General features: G+C 64.9%; 14 protein-coding genes. 8 read left to right on the top strand and 6 right to left on the bottom strand.

What is annotated here, in order from left to right:
• Positions 1 to 15: 15 nt before the first annotated feature.
• Positions 16 to 3,462, top strand: a complete 3,447-nt coding sequence (gene dnaE / locus I7S92_RS04765; RefSeq protein WP_197642343.1) for a DNA polymerase III subunit alpha — start codon at positions 16 to 18, stop codon at positions 3,460 to 3,462.
• Between the two features lie 107 nt (positions 3,463 to 3,569).
• Complete coding sequence (locus I7S92_RS23320) at positions 3,570 to 4,409, top strand: ParB/RepB/Spo0J family partition protein (protein WP_197642342.1); 840 nt, start codon at positions 3,570 to 3,572, stop codon at positions 4,407 to 4,409.
• A 243-nt stretch (positions 4,410 to 4,652) separates the two neighbouring features.
• Here I7S92_RS23320 and I7S92_RS04755 read toward each other — a convergent pair whose 3' ends face one another.
• The 3 genes from I7S92_RS04755 to I7S92_RS04745 form a co-directional block, all read right to left on the bottom strand.
• Positions 4,653 to 5,186 (bottom strand): hypothetical protein, encoded by a 534-nt coding sequence (locus tag I7S92_RS04755; RefSeq protein WP_197642341.1) that lies wholly within the window; start codon positions 5,184 to 5,186, stop codon positions 4,653 to 4,655.
• 195 nt (positions 5,187 to 5,381) lie between these two features.
• On the bottom strand, positions 5,382 to 5,705 hold the full coding sequence (locus I7S92_RS04750) for a hypothetical protein (protein WP_197642340.1): 324 nt from the start codon (positions 5,703 to 5,705) through the stop codon (positions 5,382 to 5,384).
• 206 nt (positions 5,706 to 5,911) lie between these two features.
• A complete protein-coding gene (locus I7S92_RS04745) occupies positions 5,912 to 6,112 on the bottom strand; it encodes a SlyX family protein (RefSeq protein ID WP_197642339.1) in 201 nt (66 codons plus the stop codon).
• Between the two features lie 69 nt (positions 6,113 to 6,181).
• On the opposite strand from I7S92_RS04745, the gene hisS reads away from it, so the two are divergent.
• The 3 genes from hisS (at position 6,182) to hisG (ending at position 9,538) form a co-directional block, all read left to right on the top strand.
• The gene (gene hisS, locus I7S92_RS04740; protein ID WP_197642338.1) at positions 6,182 to 7,651 is read left to right on the top strand and encodes a histidine--tRNA ligase; all 1,470 of its coding nucleotides are present in this window, start codon (positions 6,182 to 6,184) and stop codon (positions 7,649 to 7,651) included.
• A gap of 94 nt (positions 7,652 to 7,745) precedes the next feature.
• Positions 7,746 to 8,843, top strand: a complete 1,098-nt coding sequence (locus I7S92_RS04735) for an ATP phosphoribosyltransferase regulatory subunit (protein WP_197642337.1) — start codon at positions 7,746 to 7,748, stop codon at positions 8,841 to 8,843.
• Positions 8,840 to 9,538: an ATP phosphoribosyltransferase gene (hisG, locus tag I7S92_RS04730; protein WP_197642336.1), complete on the top strand. Its 699-nt coding sequence runs from the start codon at positions 8,840 to 8,842 to the stop codon at positions 9,536 to 9,538. The genes I7S92_RS04735 and hisG overlap by 4 nt, the downstream gene beginning before the upstream one ends.
• Before the next feature lie 69 nt (positions 9,539 to 9,607).
• Here hisG and I7S92_RS04725 read toward each other — a convergent pair whose 3' ends face one another.
• Together I7S92_RS04725 and I7S92_RS04720 are read right to left on the bottom strand one after the other, a co-directional pair.
• Positions 9,608 to 10,465, bottom strand: coding sequence for a DMT family transporter (locus tag I7S92_RS04725; RefSeq protein WP_197642335.1), 858 nt, complete (start codon positions 10,463 to 10,465; stop codon positions 9,608 to 9,610).
• Positions 10,466 to 10,583: 118 nt separating this feature from the next.
• A complete protein-coding gene (locus tag I7S92_RS04720) occupies positions 10,584 to 11,006 on the bottom strand; it encodes a DUF1489 family protein (RefSeq protein WP_197642334.1) in 423 nt (140 codons plus the stop codon).
• Positions 11,007 to 11,116: 110 nt separating this feature from the next.
• Here I7S92_RS04720 and I7S92_RS04715 point away from each other — a divergent pair, with 110 nt between their 5' ends.
• From I7S92_RS04715 to I7S92_RS04705, 3 genes are all read left to right on the top strand, one after another.
• Entirely contained in the window at positions 11,117 to 13,387 is a 2,271-nt protein-coding gene (locus I7S92_RS04715) for an adenosylcobalamin-dependent ribonucleoside-diphosphate reductase (RefSeq protein WP_197642333.1), read from the top strand.
• 203 nt (positions 13,388 to 13,590) lie between these two features.
• Positions 13,591 to 14,562: a hypothetical protein gene (locus I7S92_RS04710; protein ID WP_197642332.1), complete on the top strand. Its 972-nt coding sequence runs from the start codon at positions 13,591 to 13,593 to the stop codon at positions 14,560 to 14,562.
• 84 nt (positions 14,563 to 14,646) lie between these two features.
• The gene (locus tag I7S92_RS04705; RefSeq protein WP_197642331.1) at positions 14,647 to 15,162 is read left to right on the top strand and encodes a hypothetical protein; all 516 of its coding nucleotides are present in this window, start codon (positions 14,647 to 14,649) and stop codon (positions 15,160 to 15,162) included.
• A 48-nt stretch (positions 15,163 to 15,210) separates the two neighbouring features.
• Here the strand turns inward: I7S92_RS04705 and I7S92_RS04700 are convergent, their stop codons facing one another.
• The gene (locus I7S92_RS04700; RefSeq protein ID WP_197642330.1) at positions 15,211 to 17,061 is read right to left on the bottom strand and encodes a TniQ family protein; all 1,851 of its coding nucleotides are present in this window, start codon (positions 17,059 to 17,061) and stop codon (positions 15,211 to 15,213) included.
• Between the last annotated feature and the right edge of the window lie 213 nt (positions 17,062 to 17,274).

Raw genomic sequence — 17,274 nt, 5'->3', positions numbered from 1 at the left:
GGTAACCCTTCACCCATGCCCGGCGCCTCTCCTCGATTCATCCACCTTCGCACCCACACCGAACACTCGCTCCTCGAAGGCGCGGTGCCGGTGAAAAAGCTCGTCGGCCTCTGCACCGCGCAGGCCATGCCCGCCGTGGCCGTGACCGACACGAACAACATGTTCGCCGCGCTGGAGTTCTCCGTCACCGCCATGGGGGCAGGGGTCCAGCCCATCCTCGGCTGCCAGATCTCCATCGCCCACGATCCCGCCCAGCCGGGCGAGAAGCCCCGTTCCCCAGCGCCCATCGTCCTCCTCGCCCAGACCGAGCAGGGCTACATGAACCTGATGCGGCTCAACACGCGGCTTTACATCGACGGCGCGATGACCGGCTCTGCCAACCTGCCGCAGGTGACGCTGGACGAACTGGCCCAGAACGCCGAGGGGCTGATCTGCCTGACGGGTGGCCCCGAAGGCCCGCTCGGCCGCTTCCACGCAACCGGCCAGCAGGCCAAGGCCCGCGCCATCCTGGAACGGCTGGCACACATCTACCCCAAACGTCTCTACGTCGAACTCCAGCGCCACCCCGGCCCCGGCGGCGCCCTGCCCGAGAACGAAGCCCTCGCCGAACGTGGCGCCATCGACCTCGCCTACGAACTCGACCTGCCGATCGTCGCCACCAACGACGTCTACTTCCCCAAGACCGAGATGTACGAGGCGCACGATGCCCTGATCTGCATCGCCGAGGGCGCCTATGTCGACCAGCAGCAGCCCCGCCGCCGTCTGACCCCGCAGCACTATTTCAAGTCCGAGGCGGAGATGGTCGCCCTCTTCGCCGACCTGCCCGAGGCCCTGGAAAACACGGTCGAGATCGCCAGACGCTGCGCCTATGCGGCCCAGAAGCGCAAGCCGATCCTGCCGCGCTTCGCCGACGACGAGGTGCAGGAACTGCGCCGTCAGGCCAACGAGGGGCTGCAGGCCCGGCTCAAGGTCATCCCCCATTCCGCCACGCCCGAGGAATATCAGGCCCGCCTCGATTTCGAACTCGGGATCATCGAGAAGATGGGGTTCCCGGGCTATTTCCTGATCGTGTCGGACTTCATCAAATGGGCCAAGGACCACAACATTCCCGTCGGTCCCGGCCGGGGCTCTGGCGCCGGCAGCCTCGTCGCCTATGCCCTCACCATCACCGACCTCGACCCTCTGCGCTATGCGCTGCTGTTCGAGCGTTTCCTGAACCCCGAACGCGTCTCGATGCCTGACTTCGACATCGACTTCTGCATGGACCGCCGGGAAGAGGTGATCTCCTACGTCCAGGGGAAATACGGCCGCGACAAGGTGGCCCAGATCATCACGTTCGGTGCCTTGCTCTCAAAGGCCGCCGTCCGCGACGTGGGCCGGGTGCTGCAACTCTCCTACGGCCACGTCGACAAGCTTTCCAAGATGATCCCCGTGGAAGGCGTGAAGCCCGTCAGCATCACCAAGGCGCTGGCGGATGAGCCCCGCCTGCGCGAGGCCGCGAAAGAGGAAGTCGTCGGCCGCCTCCTCGACTACGCCGCCAAGATCGAAGGCCTCTACCGCAACGCCTCGACCCACGCCGCCGGTGTCGTGATCGGCGACCGCCCCTTGGACCGGCTGGTGCCGCTCTACCGCGACCCGCGCTCGGACATGCCCGCGACCCAGTTCAACATGAAATGGGTCGAGGCCGCGGGTCTGGTGAAATTCGACTTCCTCGGGTTGAAGACCCTGACCGTGATCCAGAACGCGATGGACCTTCTGGCCCTGCGCGGGATCAGCTTCGACATCAACCTGATCCCGCTGGACGACAAGCCCACCTACGACCTCTACGCCAGCGCCAAGACCGTCGCCGTCTTCCAGGTGGAAAGCTCCGGCATGATGGACGCGCTCCGCCGGATGAAGCCCACCTGCATCGAGGATATCGTCGCCCTCGTGGCCCTCTACCGCCCCGGCCCGATGGAGAACATCCCGACCTATTGCGAGGTCAAGAACGGCCTGCGCGACCTGGAATCCATCCACCCGACCATCGACCACATCCTCGCCGAGACCCAGGGCATCATCGTCTACCAGGAACAGGTGATGCAGATCGCCCAGGTCATGGCGGGTTATTCGCTGGGAGGCGCCGACCTCCTCCGCCGCGCGATGGGCAAGAAGATCGCCGAGGAGATGGCCAAGGAACGCCCGAAGTTCATCCAGGGCTGCAAGGCCACCCACAACATCGACGCCAAGAAGGCCGGCGAGGTCTTCGACCTCCTGGAAAAATTCGCCAACTACGGCTTCAACAAGTCCCACGCCGCCGCCTATGCGGTCGTCAGCTACCAGACCGGCTACCTCAAGGCCAACTACCCGGCCGAGTTCATGGCCGCCGTGATGAACTGCGACATCCACCTCACCGACAAGCTGGCGGTGTACAAGCGCGAGGTCGACAAGCTGGGGCTGAAGACCATCGCCCCCTGCGTCAACGCCTCGCTGGCCACCTTCACCGTCCGCGACGGCGCTTTGGTATACGGCCTCGGCGCGCTGAAGAACGTCGGCGTCGAGGCCATGCGCCTGATCACCGAGGCGCGGCAGGACAGGCCCTTCGCCACCCTTTTCGACTTCGCCCGCCGCGTGGACCTCAAACGCATCGGCAAGCGCCCCCTTGAAATGCTCGCCCGCGCCGGCGCCTTCGACGCGCTCGACCCCAACCGCGCCCGCGTCTTCGAATCGCTCGACGCCCTCGTCGCCTATTCCGCCGCCATCCACGAGGCCGCCGCCTCCGCCCAGGTCTCGCTCTTCGGCGCCGCCGGGGCCGACATCCCCGAACCCCGCCTGCCGTTCCGCGACGACTGGCTGCCCGTCGAACGCCTGTCCCAGGAACATCAGGCCATCGGCTTCTACCTCTCCGGCCACCCGCTCGACGACTACATGTCCACCCTGCGCAAGAAGGGCGTCGAGACCCTGGCGCAAGTCACGCAAAAGGCCGAACGCGGCCCCTGCATCGCCAAACTCGCCGGCTCCGTCTCCTCCCGCCAGGAACGCAAATCCGCCAAGGGCAACCGCTTCGCCTTCGTCCAGCTCTCCGACCCCACCGGCCTTTACGAGGTCACCTGCTTCTCCGAGGTCCTGGAGGCCTCCCGCGACCATCTCGACGCCGGGTCCAACGTCGTCCTCACCGTCAAGGCGGAACTCGAAGGCGACAGCCTCAAGCTCCTCGCCCAGTCCATCACCCCCGTCGACGCCGCCACCGCCACCGCCGGCGCGCAGGACCTCCGCATCCACCTCGTCCGCCCCGAGGCCGCCATTTCCCTCGCCTCCCTCCTGTCGAAAGTCGAAGGCCGCCAACGCGCCGCCATCACCCTCTGCGTCACCGACCCCGAGGGCCGCGAGATCGACATCGACCTCCCCGGCCAATACCCGGTCACCCCCCAGATCAAGGGCGCGATCAAGGCCATGCAGGGCGTCCTCGCCGTCGAGGAAATCTGACGCCACCCCGCGCTCCGTAGGTCGGGGCCTGCCCCGACTCCCCCCGCACGCCCCGCACACCCAACGCTAACCCAAACCGCGTCTCCTCCCGCCCAAAGGAGCACGCCATGGACCCCCTCCACCACCTCCCCCTGACCGAGATCGACCCCCACGCCCTCCTCCGCGACCGCAGCGCCCTCGACCCCGCCGCCCTCCACCAACTCCAGCACTCCATCCTGATCGAGGGTCTCCGCACCCCGGTCGAGGTCTGGACCCTCTCCACCCCGCGACCTTCCGAGAACGGGGAGGTCTACAAATACGGCCTCATCTCCGGCCTCCGCCGCCTCACCGCCGCCCGCGCGATCGGCCTCAAGACGATCCCCGCCTTCCTCCGCTCCCCGCAAACCCTCGCCCAGGCGCTCACCGCCATGGTGACCGAGAACGAACTGCGCGAACCCGTCTCGCCCTGGGAAAAAGCCACCCTCATCCTTGCGTCTGTCGAGGAAGGCCACTTCGACACCCCCGACGCCGCCATCGCCACCCTCTTCCCCTCGCTCCCCGGCGCCTCCCGCCGCCGCCTCCGCGCCCATTCCGCGGTGGTCGAGGCCCTCGGCCCCCTCCTGAGCCAGCCCGAAACCCTCGGCACCCGCCAGCTCGACACGCTGGCCGCCGCCATCACCGGCGGCCACGAGGACCTCCTCACCGCCACCCTCCAACCCCGCACGGGCGCGAGCGCAGAAACCCAATGGTCCGCCCTCCGCCCCGTCCTGCTGGATATCGCGCGAGAGCCCACGACCCCCACCACCCGCCGCCCCCGAAGGTTGCTGCGCCTCCGCCAGGGCCTGACGATCACGCGAGAGCCCACGCCCACCGGCTGGCTCCTCCGCTTCACCGGCCCCCAGGCGAGGTCCCCCGGCCTGATCGACGACGTGCTGGACAAGGTGGAGGAGTGGTTTGGCCAGACCTGACGCCCACCCCATCGTAGGGTGCGCTACAGCGCACCGCGCGTCCCCGTAGGTCGGGGCTTGCCCCGACTCTCCCCAACGCCTGCCATTGAGCCTCCCTCCCCCTCGTGGAAAGGGGTAGGGGAGGGGGCACGCCGCCGAACACCCCGCCCCATGGTAGTGCCGCACCCGCCCCAGTGCGGGCGCCGTAACATTCCGAGTGATTGGCTTTGTCCTTCCAGCCCGGCAGCTACGCAATTGCCCCGTTCACGGTCTCACCGGATTCTCGACAAACCGGAACGGAGTCTCGGAGCCCGCAGGCAGACATTCGACAAGGATCGGCGGCTGCATGTCGAGATCCTTGGATTCCGGTACGGTACTGTCCATCAACGCGATGTCTGTCAGCGGCCCGAACGTATCGTCGATGAATTCAAAATCTGAATCCCGAAACGCGAATGTGTCCAGGACACGCACATATTGCGGAAGGTCGTGTCGCCACGGGTATTCTATAGTCAGCAGGATGACGTCGACGCCGCAATCATACCTGTACTCAAGCAGGTAAGGTGCAGGATCATTCGCACCCTGCCCGTAAAATTCGTGGCGACGACTAAAGCCGGTTTCTTCGTCACGCAGCGTAATCGAAAATCGTGCATCATCATCAGCCGGCGCGAGGAGGATGGAAAATTCTCGAGTTTCAACGCGCTCCAGGTCATAAAGTGTCTGATGGTAGCCCAGATCTTCGGCGGATGCTCCGTTGTTGAGCCCGGTCAGGAGAAGTATGAAAAGCAACTGCCGGATCATTCCGCATCCTCGAATCTGGGCCGGGCAACTGAGAATTTGCAAATGTTGTCAAACTGCCCGCTGTCCCGAAACTCTTGCATGAATCTCTGACGCTCTTCACGACTTACTTCATCAGTGCGAGGATTGATTTGATCTGTGATGTCGTTAGTCGCCTCGTCGGTGAGTCCCGCATCTGCAAGTTCGGGCAGGTCATGGTCAAGCCGGAAATAGATCGCTGACAGGATCGTTCGGATTGACCGGCATACCGGCTTCGCTCAGCCCGGATGAAACCGCATCGCGCAATTCATCCCTGATCGGGGTCAGGTCGACTGTCGTGACGTCGATGCTGACACCCACGGGAAGATAGGCGTTCAATCGTGCGAGCTCGGTTGCGAGCGCGTCGTCGATGATACTGTCCAGAAGCCGTTCAGGCACGACCGAAAACTTGACCTCCGGCGCGAAAATATAGTTCAGCGGCACGATGAATGCGGAGTTTTCCCCTGATCTGATCCCGCTCGAAAACTTGCTTTCATGTCGCATGACGACCTCCCTCAGTCTGGGCTTGCGCATTAAGCGAGAAGGTTGAACAACGGATTAAGCCTGCGCATGCCGAACCTGTGTCGCGCCGCCAGATCGGCACCAGACAGTCGGAAATCCTGGTCTCACCCCCCTTAACAAACCCCTAACTCCAACATCTAACTAGTTGAAATAATTCATCCAACACGGGAGCGCCGCGCGCGGCGCGTTCACCAGTGCGGCGGGCGGACGTTCGCCTCGGGGGCCTCCCCCCGCAAGGCCTCTTCCTCCGCCGCCCGCTCCATCAGCAGCCGCACCCGCCGCTCCAGCCCGGCGATCTCCCCAGCCTGGCGGGCCACCACGTCCGACAGCTCCTCCACCGCCCGCATCAGGTGGGCCACCCTCTCCTCCAGCACCTCGACCCGGTCCATCCATCCCCCCGCTTGCTCGTCCGCCCCCCACGGGATACACGGACCTCGATCAAAAGCGAAGGTCCCGCCATGGCCGACAAACCCCGCCGCCCCCGCGCCGAGACCCCGAAGGGATTCCGGGATTATTTCGGGGCCGAGGTCACCGAACGGAAAGCCATGCTCGACCGCATCGCGGGGGTCTACCACAGGTATGGGTTCGACCCGCTGGAGACCTCGGCCGTCGAGACGGTCGAGGCCCTCGGCAAGTTCCTCCCCGACGTCGACCGCCCCAACGAGGGCGTCTTCGCCTGGCAGGACGAGGACGCCGACTGGCTGGCCCTGAGGTACGACCTCACCGCCCCCCTCGCGCGGGTGGCGGCGCAGTACCGCAACGACCTCCCCAGTCCCTACCGGAGGTACGCGATGGGTCCGGTCTGGCGGAACGAGAAACCCGGCCCCGGCCGCTTCCGGCAGTTCTACCAGTGCGACGCGGATACGGTGGGTTCGGGCTCGGTGGCGGCCGATGCCGAGATCTGCGCGATGCTGGCCGACTGCCTGGAAGAGGTCGGCATCCCCCGCGGCGACTATCTGGTGAAAGTCAACAACCGCAAGGTCCTGAACGGCGTGATGGAGGTCGCGGGGCTGGCGGGCGCGGACAAGCACGACGAGCGCGGCATCGTCCTGCGCGCCATCGACAAGATCGACCGGCTGGGGCCGGAGGGAGTCCGCGCCCTGCTGGGCGAGGGCCGCAAGGACGAGAGCGGGGATTTCACCAAGGGGGCGGGGCTGTCGGCGGAGCAGGCCGAGGTGGTGATGGGCTTCACCACCGCCAAGCGCGACACAGGCGCCGAGACGGTCGCCCGGCTGCGGAACCTGGTGGGCGGCTCGGTCGTCGGCGCGGAGGGGGTGGCGGAGCTGGAAGGCATTGCCGCGCTGCTGGAGGCGCAGGGCTACGGGCCGGACCGGATCGTGCTGGACCCTGGCGTGGTCCGGGGCCTCGGCTACTATACCGGGCCGGTCTATGAGGCGGAGCTGACCTTCGAGATCCTGGACGAGAAGGGCCGCAAGCGGCAGTTCGGCTCGGTTGCCGGAGGCGGGCGTTATGATGGTCTCGTGAAACGCTTCACCGGGCAGGACGTGCCGGCCACGGGGGTCTCCATCGGGGTGGACCGGCTGCTGGCGGCGCTGCGGGCCAAGGGGCGCGTGGAGGGCGCGGCGGCGGGGCCGGTGGTGGTCACCGTCATGGACCGCGACCGGATGGCGGATTACCTGTCGATGGTGGGCGAGCTGCGCCGGGCGGGCGTCCGGGCCGAGGTTTATCTGGGGAACCCGAAGAACTTCGGCAACCAGCTGAAATATGCGGACAAACGCGGCTCGCCGGTGGCGGTGATCCAGGGCGGGAACGAGGCCGAGAAGGGTGTCGTGATCCTGAAGGACCTGATCCTGGGCGCGAAGATCGCCGAGAGCGCGACGCTGGAGGAGTGGAAGGACCGCCCGGCCCAGGTCGAGGTGCCGCGTGGCGAGCTGGTCGCGGCGGTGAAGCGGATGCTGGGCCAATGACGGGTCGCGCCTGCCCCCCACCCCCATCCCCTCCCCACGGCGGGGGAGGGGAGGCGCTTCGTGGTCGGCGGCGGCTCGGGGCGGAGGCCGTGGCATGACCCCGAAGGCGGTGATCCGGGCCGAGGGCGAGCGGCTGCTGGCGGCCTTCATTCAGGCGGGCGCGGTGCCGGTCGAGGCCGATGTGCTGCAACCGGCTGGCACGCTTCTGGACCTTTATGGCGAGGATATCAGGGCGCGGGCCTATGTGACCGACGACCCGGTCAAGGGCGAGATGATGCTGCGCCCCGACTTCACCGTGCCGGTGGTGCAGGCGCATATGGCGCATGGGGCGGAGCCGGCGCGCTATGCCTATCTGGGCGAGGTCTTCCGCAAGCAGGCGCGCGGCTCGGGCCGGGCGTCGGAATATCTTCAGGTGGGCTATGAGGTCTTCGACCGCCAGGCGACGGAAGTCGCGGATGCCGAGGTCTTCGCGCTGTTCCGCGACCTGCTGTCGGGGCTGGACCTGCGGCCGGTGACCGGGGATATCGGCATCCTGATGGCCGCCGTCCGGGGGCTGGAGACCAGCGAGGGCCGCAAGGCGGCGCTGTTGCGGCATGTCTGGCGGCCCACGCGGTTCAAGGCGCTTCTGGACCGCTTCGCCGGGCGGGCCCCGGTTCCGGCCGGGCGGCTGGCCCTGCTGGAGCGGCTGCGCGCAGGCTCTCCCGCGCAGTTGATCGAGGAGGCGGGAAGCTTCGTCGGGCTGCGCTCCGCCGAGGAGATCGCGGCGCGGGCCGAGGCGCTGGTGGCGGATGCCGGGACGGCGCCGATCAGGGCGACCGAGGCGGCGCTGCTGTATGATCTGTTGTCGCTGGAAGCCCCGGCCGCGGCGGCCCTGAGCCACCTGCGCGGGATCGCCCCGATGCTGCCGGCGATCGGCCCGGCGGTGGACCGTTTCGCGGCCCGGCTGGAGGCGCTGGCGGCGAAGGGGGTGGACGTCTCGACGCTGGCCTTCGAGGCGAGCCATGGGCGGACGGCTCTGGAATATTACGACGGCTTCGTCTTCAGCTTCCTGAAGGACGGGATGCCGCCGGTCGCCAGCGGCGGGCGCTACGACGCGCTGACGGCGGTGCTGGGGTCGGGGGCCTTCATCCCGGCAGTCGGCGGCGTGATCCGGCCGGGGCTGGTGGCGCGGCTGAAGGGGGCGGTGGCATGATCCGGGTGGGCGTGCCGTCCAAGGGGCGGCTGATGCAGGACTGCTTCGACTGGTTCGGCGCGCGGGGCGTGGTGATGCGGCGCGCGGGCTCGGACCGGGAGTATTCCGGCGTGGTCGAGGGGGTCGAGGGCGTGGTGCCGGTGCTGCTCTCGGCGGGGGAGATCCCGCGTGAACTGGCGGCGGGGCGGATCCATCTGGGCGTCACGGGCTCGGACCTCGTGCGGGAACAGCTGGGCGCGGACGAGGTGGCCGAAGTGGCGAGGCTGGGCTTCGGGCAGGCCGACCTGGTGATCGCGGTGCCGAATGTCTGGATCGACGTCGAGACGGTGGACGACCTTGACGCCGCTGCGGCGGGGTTCCGCAAGGCGCATGGGCATCGGTTGCGGATCGCGACCAAGTATCACCGGCTGGTCCGGGATTTCCTGCAGGCGCAGGGGGTGGCGGATTACCAGCTGGTCGACAGCCAGGGCGCGACCGAGGGGACGGTGCTGAACGGAACGGCGGAGGCGATCGCCGACATCACCTCCTCGGGCGAGACGCTGCGGGCGAACCACCTGCGCATCCTGTCGGACGGGCTGATCCATTCCAGCCAGGCGGTGCTCTGGGCCAGCCGGATGGCGGAATGGTCGGCGGCGGATCTTGCGGCCTATGCGCGGCTTGCGGCGAAGCTGGGGGTTGCGGGCGTGCCCTTCTGACGGCCGCTCGTCGATGACTTCGTCACTCCTCGCAGGCGACGAGGAGACGAAGTCGAACGAGGAGCGGTCCTAGCGGCGGGCCAGGGCGACGCCGATCCCGGCCAGCGCCATGCCGGCCCAGGCGAGGGGCGGCATCGCCTCGCCCAGCATCGGCCAGGCGAAAAGCGCGGCGAGCGGCGGGACGAGGTAGAACAGCGCCGAGACGCGGGCGACCTCTCCGGCGCGGATCATCGCGAGGAGGAGGGTGATCGCGACCAGCGAATTGCCGAGCACCAGATAGGCGAGGGTGCCGAACAGCGCGGGTGTCCAGTCGGCCTGCATCCCCTCGGCCAGAAAGGCCAGCGGCAGGGTGAAGGCGGCGCCGACGGCATACTGGATCAGGTTCGCGGGCACCGGATGGCTGTCGGTCCCGAAGCGCTTTTCGTACAGCGTGGCGGCGGTGATGCCGACCAGGCCGCCGATGGCGGCGAGGAGGCCGAGCGGTGGTTCGTGCGAGATGCCGGATCGGGCGAGGATCACCGTGAGCGCCCCGGTCAGGCCGAGGGCGAGACCGAGCCAGCGGGCGGGGCTGACGCTTTCGCCGACCATCCGGGGCGCGATCAGGCTGACCAGGATCGGCTGCAGGCAGACGATGATCGCGACGCCTCCGGCCGAGACGCCGGATTTGAAGGCGATGTAGCACAGGCCGAAATAGGCGACCTGGATCAGGAAGCCGGTCACCGCGATGTGCCAGGCGGCGCGGCCTTTGGGGAATTGCGGTTTCAGGATCGGGAGAAGGGGAAGGAGGACGAGGACGGCGATGCCGTAGCGCAGGGCCAGAAGGGTGAAGGGTCCCGCATGCTGGACGCCGATCTTGGCGATCGGGAAGCCGACCGACCAGAGGAGCAGGAAGAGGGCGGGTGCGGCGAGGAGGAGCGGGCGGGGCATGGCGTCGGTTGTGGCGGGTTTCGCGCGGCAGGGCCAGAGGGCGGTCTTCGGGGCCGGCCGTGAAGATGAGTATTTGTGCCAAGAGGAAGCACAATTTTAGTCGAATTGTCCGGGTCGTTCAGTGCAGGCCGAGTTCCGCCAGGGCCCGGGCCAGGTCCGGCGGCAGCGGGTCGTCCTTGGCGCGGCCCTTGGGCAGGTCGCGCGGGCTGTCCTTCGGATCGAGGTAGCGCCAGCCCTGGAAGGGGCGGCGGGGGGCGGCCTCGGTGCGGATGACCTCCTGGTCGAGGACCAGGGCGCAGCGCGGGATGCCGTCGCCCAGGTTCACCTCCTGCAGGTCGGTGATGCGCTGGCGGGCCAGGATCACGCCCTTGATCACCCAGTAGAGCGAGCCGCCGTCCAGCACCTCGGCCTCGCGCCTGGGCCACATGCGGGTGACGTGGATCGCCTTGCCCTCGGGCCAGCGCGGGCGTTGCGCGCGCTGCCAGTCGAGCAGGTCCTCGACCGAGTCGGCGCCGACGCAGAGTTTGAGGATGTTGATCATGCGCCAAAGATAGCCGCTGGCGGGCCGGGTGCAAGTTGACCCGCCGGGGGGAGAGGCGTATCTTGTGGGTTCGCCCCGACTTATCCACAAGTTCAAGGACCCGTCGCCGCATGTCGCGATTCCAAGCCCCCATCGCCGAAGCCATCTGGGACATGAAGTACCGCTTCAAGGAGGCGGACGGCACGCCCATCGACGGTTCGGTCGAGGATACCTGGCGGCGGATCGCGCGGGCGCTGGCAGAGGTGGAGACGGACCCGGCGAAGTGGGAGGAGGAATTCTACACGGCGCTGGAGGGGTTCCGCTTCCTGCCGGCCGGGCGGATCACGGCGGGGGCGGGGACGGGGCGGGCGGTCACGCTGTTCAACTGCTTCGTCATGGGCACGATCCCGGACACGATGGCGGGGATCTTCGACAGCCTGAAGGAAGCCGCGCTGACCATGCAGCAGGGCGGTGGGATCGGCTATGATTTCAGCACCATCCGCCCGCGCGGGGCGCCGGTGGCCGGGGTGGCGGCGGATGCCTCGGGGCCCCTGTCGTTCATGGACGTCTGGGATGCGATGTGCCGGACGATCATGTCGGCGGGTAGCCGTCGCGGCGCGATGATGGCGACGATGCGCTGCGATCACCCCGACATCGAGGCCTTCATCGAGGCGAAACAGGACCCGGCGCGGCTGCGCATGTTCAACCTGTCGGTGCTGGTCACGGATGCCTTCATGGCGGCGGTCAAGGCCGACGGTCCGTGGGAACTGGTCTTCGCGGGCCGGGTCTACAAGACCGTCGAGGCGCGAGACCTGTGGAACCGGATCATGCGCTCCACCTTCGATTTCGCCGAGCCGGGGGTGATCTTCATCGACCGCATCAACGCGATGAACAACCTCAACTATGTCGAGACGATCGCGGCCACCAACCCCTGCGGCGAGCAGCCCCTGCCGCCCTATGGCGCCTGCCTCCTGGGCTCGATCAACCTGCCGACGCTGGTGAAGGATGCTTTCGACGCCCATGCCGCGATGGACATGAAGGCGCTGGACCATCTGGTGCGGGTCGCGGTGCGGGCGATGGATAACGTGGTGGACGCCAGCCGCTTCCCGCTGCCGGAGCAGGCGGCCGAGGCGCAGGCCAAGCGGCGGATCGGGCTGGGGGTCACGGGGCTGGCCGATGCCCTCCTGATGGTCGGGCTGCGCTATGGGTCGGAAGAGGCCGCGAAGGCCACCGGGATCTGGATGCACGCCATCGCGCGGGCGGCCTACCTCGCAAGCGTTGATCTGGCGAGGGAGAAGGGGGCCTTCCCCTTGTTCGATGCCGAGGGATTCCTTGCTTCGGGCAATATGCAGCAGATGGACAAGGATGTCCGCGAGGCCGTCTCCAGGCATGGCATCCGCAACGCGCTTTTGACCTCGGTGGCACCTACCGGGACGATCTCGCTTTATGCGGGCAACGTCAGTTCCGGGATCGAGCCGGTCTTCGCCTATGCCTATACCCGCAAGGTGCTGCAGAAGGACGGCAGCCGGACCGAGGAGGAGGTCGTCGACTACGCCGTCCGCCTCTGGCGGGAGAAGCACGGCGATGCGCCGCTGCCGGAGCATTTCGTGAACGCCCAGACCCTGCCGCCGCTCGACCATGTGCGGATGCAGGCGGCGGCGCAGAAATGGGTGGATTCGTCGATCTCCAAGACGATCAACTGCCCGGCGGACATCAGCTTCGACGATTTCAAGGAGGTCTACATGGCCGCCTGGGACCAGGGCTGCAAAGGCTGTACGACCTATCGGCCCAATGACGTCACCGGCTCGGTGCTGACCGTGTCGGAGAAGGAGACCGCCCCGGTCGCCGCCCAGCCGGTGACGGGCGGCGAGGTGGTGTATCTCTCGGAACCCCTGGACCGCCCGGCGGCGCTGGAGGGGCAGACCTACAAGGTGAAATGGCCGGGCTCGGAACACGCGCTCTACATTACCATCAACGACATCGTGATCGCGGGCCACCGGCGGCCTTTCGAGGTGTTCATCAACTCGAAGAACATGGAGCATTTCGCCTGGACCGTGGCCCTGACCCGGATGATCAGCGCGGTGTTCCGGCGGGGCGGGGATATCTCTTTCGTCGTGGAGGAGCTGAAGGCCGTCTTCGACCCACGCGGCGGGGCCTGGATGGAGGGGCGCTACATCCCGTCCATCCTTGCCGCCATCGGCGGGGTGATCGAGCGCCACCTGATCGACATCGGCTTCATCGAGGGCGAGGGGCTGGGGCTGAAATCCGACCCCAAGGCCGAGGTGCTGCGGGTGGGCGAGGCCCCGCGCGGCAAGTCCTGCCCGGCCTGTGGCTCGCATGACCTGCGGATGGTGGAGGGCTGCCTCACCTGCGGGTCCTGTGGCCATTCGAAGTGCGGGTGAGGGTGAGCCGCGGTCACCGAGAAAAACCATAACCGTGCGCAGGCGAAACCATAAGCCTACGCAAAGCTTGTCAAGAGGTTTCGATCGTCACGCAGCGTGAAAATCGGCATAGTACAACCGAGACTGACCTGATCGCTTGTAGGTGGATAAACCTGCATTGTAGTACAATTCAAGACTTGGCGAATTGAATTGAGGAAGGGTTGATGAAGAATAACGAGCGTCATATCTATTTCTACGACCTTCGAATAAAGAAGGCCGCCAAGCATGCGCACATACCACATTTGAGAGATCTACTCTCGGTGTGGAATGGCGCTTTCGCAGTTGGGCAGGCGAAGCACACCCTCGAGAAAGGCAGCGTGGTTTATCGTATTGGCGACGTAAAGTACGATGCTGCCGATGAAACTGTAGAGTTGTTAATTCGTCGATCAGACCTGTCGGCAGCTGAAGCTGCGTATGGAAATATTGATACGGGAAACCTAAGGATCGCTAAAAAAACGCCTGATGAAGGTGGAGATGTCGCAGCTCATGTTGTGATGTCCCTTAAGCAGGAAAAAGGTAAACCTGATACCTACCTTACACTTGTTGAGGGCGTACCTCGAATAGGGCATCTTGTTATTCAGTCAACGTTAAATAGAGTTATTCGAGAAAAGTGTCGGACTGACAAAACTGTGTTCCAATACGCCGATCCTGGAGGCGCTCGGAAAGACGGAAGCCCGAAAATGAACTCATTTGTTCCAACTGTTGAACTGCAAGGACACCTGTCTGAAGATTTTGTTAGTGATTTGGAGAATGGTGTTGTGGGCGGGATCGAACTTTTAAAACACAAGACGAAGACTCCACTGGGGGGGTCGGCATACATACGTGAGGAAGCTCAAATACTCAAGCTGAGCGTTGATAAGTCCTTACCCGCAGGTGGCCGATGGTCAAATATCCTCAAACCTCTCCAGCGCATGAAGATCGACTATCCGACTGCAAAAATCCGCTTTATCGACCCTGATAAAAAGGCCCGAACAGTCGAGATCGACGTTGATACAGGTACACCTACACAACAGCTCTACGTGAAGTGTTATCGAGTGACGGGCATCAATCCGCCCTTGGCTCAGTCCTCTGCAAGCCTCGTTCGTCACTTAGCGGACATGATGAACACGAAACTAAAGTCAGTAAGGGATGTTTAAGTTGCGATGTTCTGGTATCAAATAACACGTGGGTTCGCGTTTGGGTCGATCACGCACCCCACGCTGAGCCTCATCAATAGGCGGATGCCAGCAGCGCTGGCAGCATTGGCGGTGATCGGTTACTTTTTATTGCCGGTTAGTCCGCCTTTGACAGGCGAAACCGGACTGTCTGATTATGTGTTCAGAATTACTAGCCTACTCCCGGGTTTCTTCATCGCAGCGCTTGCAGCGGTCGCCACATTTCAACGCGCTGAGCTTGATGAAACCATGCCTAGTCCCTCCCCGACGCTGAAGGTCAGAACGGGCGACGATACGTCTCTAGTTTCACTTTCTCATCGTGTATTCTTATGTCACTTATTCTCCTACCTGACGGTCACCTCTCTTCTTTTGATTCTTTTGAGCGTGAGTGGTGAAATTATCGCGCCCAACGTAAACTATATCATTAGAGCGATTGACCGACCTGCGTCGGGCTTTTTGATTACTCTATCCCTAAAGTCCCTATATACTTTTGTTCTGAGTTTTTTGTTTTTTCGGTTAATTTTGGTTACGCTTTTCGGCCTGTATTTCCTAGTGGAGAGAATTCACAGAGTGAACAGTTGATACAGAGCCGCGTGAGTTGATAGGCGAGCCGTGTACAATCGCGCCAGCTTATGTTCCCATTTCAGTTACGCTCTTAATATATCGTTCGACGTCGGTACGGAGAAATATTCGTCCATAGTCGCGTTCGCCGCTCCTGAACGGCATAATCCCGTGCCGCTCCAGTTCCACCCGCAGGCTCTGCCAGCTCCTGCGATAGGCGTTCGCCATGGTGCGGGGCGTGAGAAACTTCGCGTGAAACGCTTCTGCGTCAGCGGGCGTGATGTAGAACTGTTCGGATTTCGTCCGGGGGTTGATAGCCCGGGTCGCGGGCGTGTGCCCATCCAAGATCAGTCGACGCAGGCCGATCGGCGGACCGGAACCTACAGACTTCGCGAAGGTCTCGATGCTATGCCCCGGGGGCGCTTCACTTCCGAACAGCCGGGCGGCTTCGTCGTGATCGACGAAGACGGCTGCATAACCGGTCCGGCCCTCAAGGTTTCCGATCCGGTGCAGCCGCCCGTCCATGATCGCCTGGATGATGACGCCGGGGCCGATCTTGAGCCGCTGCGCGGATTTCGAGATGTGTTCCCAGCTGTGCTGGGGCTGACGGAGCTGAACAGCGCCCCGCAACAGTCCGGTCAGGAACGCGGTCCCGGTCCGGGGATCCCATACGGATTTCGTCTCCGACGTTTCAAGCGCCGGGACGAGGACCCCGTCTGCAACCAGTAGGTCGAATTGGGACCGGGACGCGCCGATGATGTCCCGGAACTCCTTGGCCGGAACCAGGACCGTCAGGTCGCGCAGCACGGGTTCAGCCTCCGCCGCGTCGAATACCGCCCAGGAGTCCGGTAGCGCGCAGTCCTCGGCCAGAAGGCCTGAGGCGACCAGAAGCTTCCGCAGCCGCCGGGGATCGACGCCGGTTTCTTGGGCCGCTGTCGTCACAGAGTGCAGGCGTCGCTCGTGAACCGGTTCCCCCAGCAGTTCGTCACCTGGCCCGAGGGGCCAGCTGGACGCCATGTGATCCCGAAGGATGCGCCGGAACGCCGCGTAGTCCGGGTTGTCCGCGTAATCATGCGACAGCCGGTCATAGAGGGCGGGGAAGATCTTTTTCGGGCCGTCCTGTGGGGTTTCGACCAGGTTTTGAAGGCGAACGAGTGCACGCCGGACAGCCTCCTCGCCCCCCTGGGCGACTTCAAACCCCTGAGCATACAGGGCGTGTCGGGACTCCACGGCGATATGGTCCAGCCTGAGACCGTCCAACCGCAGGAGGGCGATCCCCAGAAGCCGACAAAAGACCGATGCGGCGTGCAGCGGATGGCCCGATAGCCAGTCTGACCCCGGACCGTCTGACAGCCTGTCTTCCAGCCAGTCCTCGAAGGAGGTTGGATGTTCCCGAGGCCTATCCAGGTTCCCGTTCAAGATCGCGGTGCTCAGCGACGCCAAGTGCTGTGCGTTGTCGTATCGCGCGGTCGCATGGGGATCACGGTATAGGAAAACCAGGGGGTGGTCGTGCCGCACGCAGGTCGCGACATGCGGCACACTCCAGTGTCCACGCAGGCCCATCGACTGTTCCGGTGGAAGCCCAGAATTCTGGGCATCCTCACGCAAGCACACCGGGCAGCCTCGGGTCTCCGGGTTGCGGAGTGTTTTCCCGAGAAAGATATGCCCCCGGAGGTTCAGGCGCCGCTCACCGACAGATGCCGGGGACCAGGCGGCGAGTTCATCCTGATCAACACCGCCGAGGTCTGCGATCACGCGTAGCGTAAGAGGATCTCTATCAACGACCCCCCGAAAGGTAATACCGAAATCCTGACAAAAGTCCGGGGCCGACAACCCGTTCCGGGCCGCCAAGCGCGACGTAAAGGACGTCGCGGTCTCCCGCCAGAGAAGTGGAACGGTCAATGGAAGCGGGTTGATCATCAGGTTATCCGTTTCGGCGCGTAAATCTTGTATTTGCGCCAACCTTCCCTGTCTCGCCTGAAATCACGATGGGTTCAATTGACCGGGGCGATCACTTCCAAACGGAACCGGTCTGCGCCAACTTCGCGTCTCGACAAACATTAGCCGCGCTGGCGCCGGTTTCGGCCTTAACTGGGTTGAATAACTAAAAGAAATACCCTTGGATGGACCACG

The organism is Tabrizicola soli (genome assembly GCF_015999335.1).
Classification (GTDB): Bacteria; Pseudomonadota; Alphaproteobacteria; order Rhodobacterales; family Rhodobacteraceae; genus Tabrizicola; species Tabrizicola soli.
This window is presented reverse-complemented; position numbering and strand designations above follow the sequence as displayed.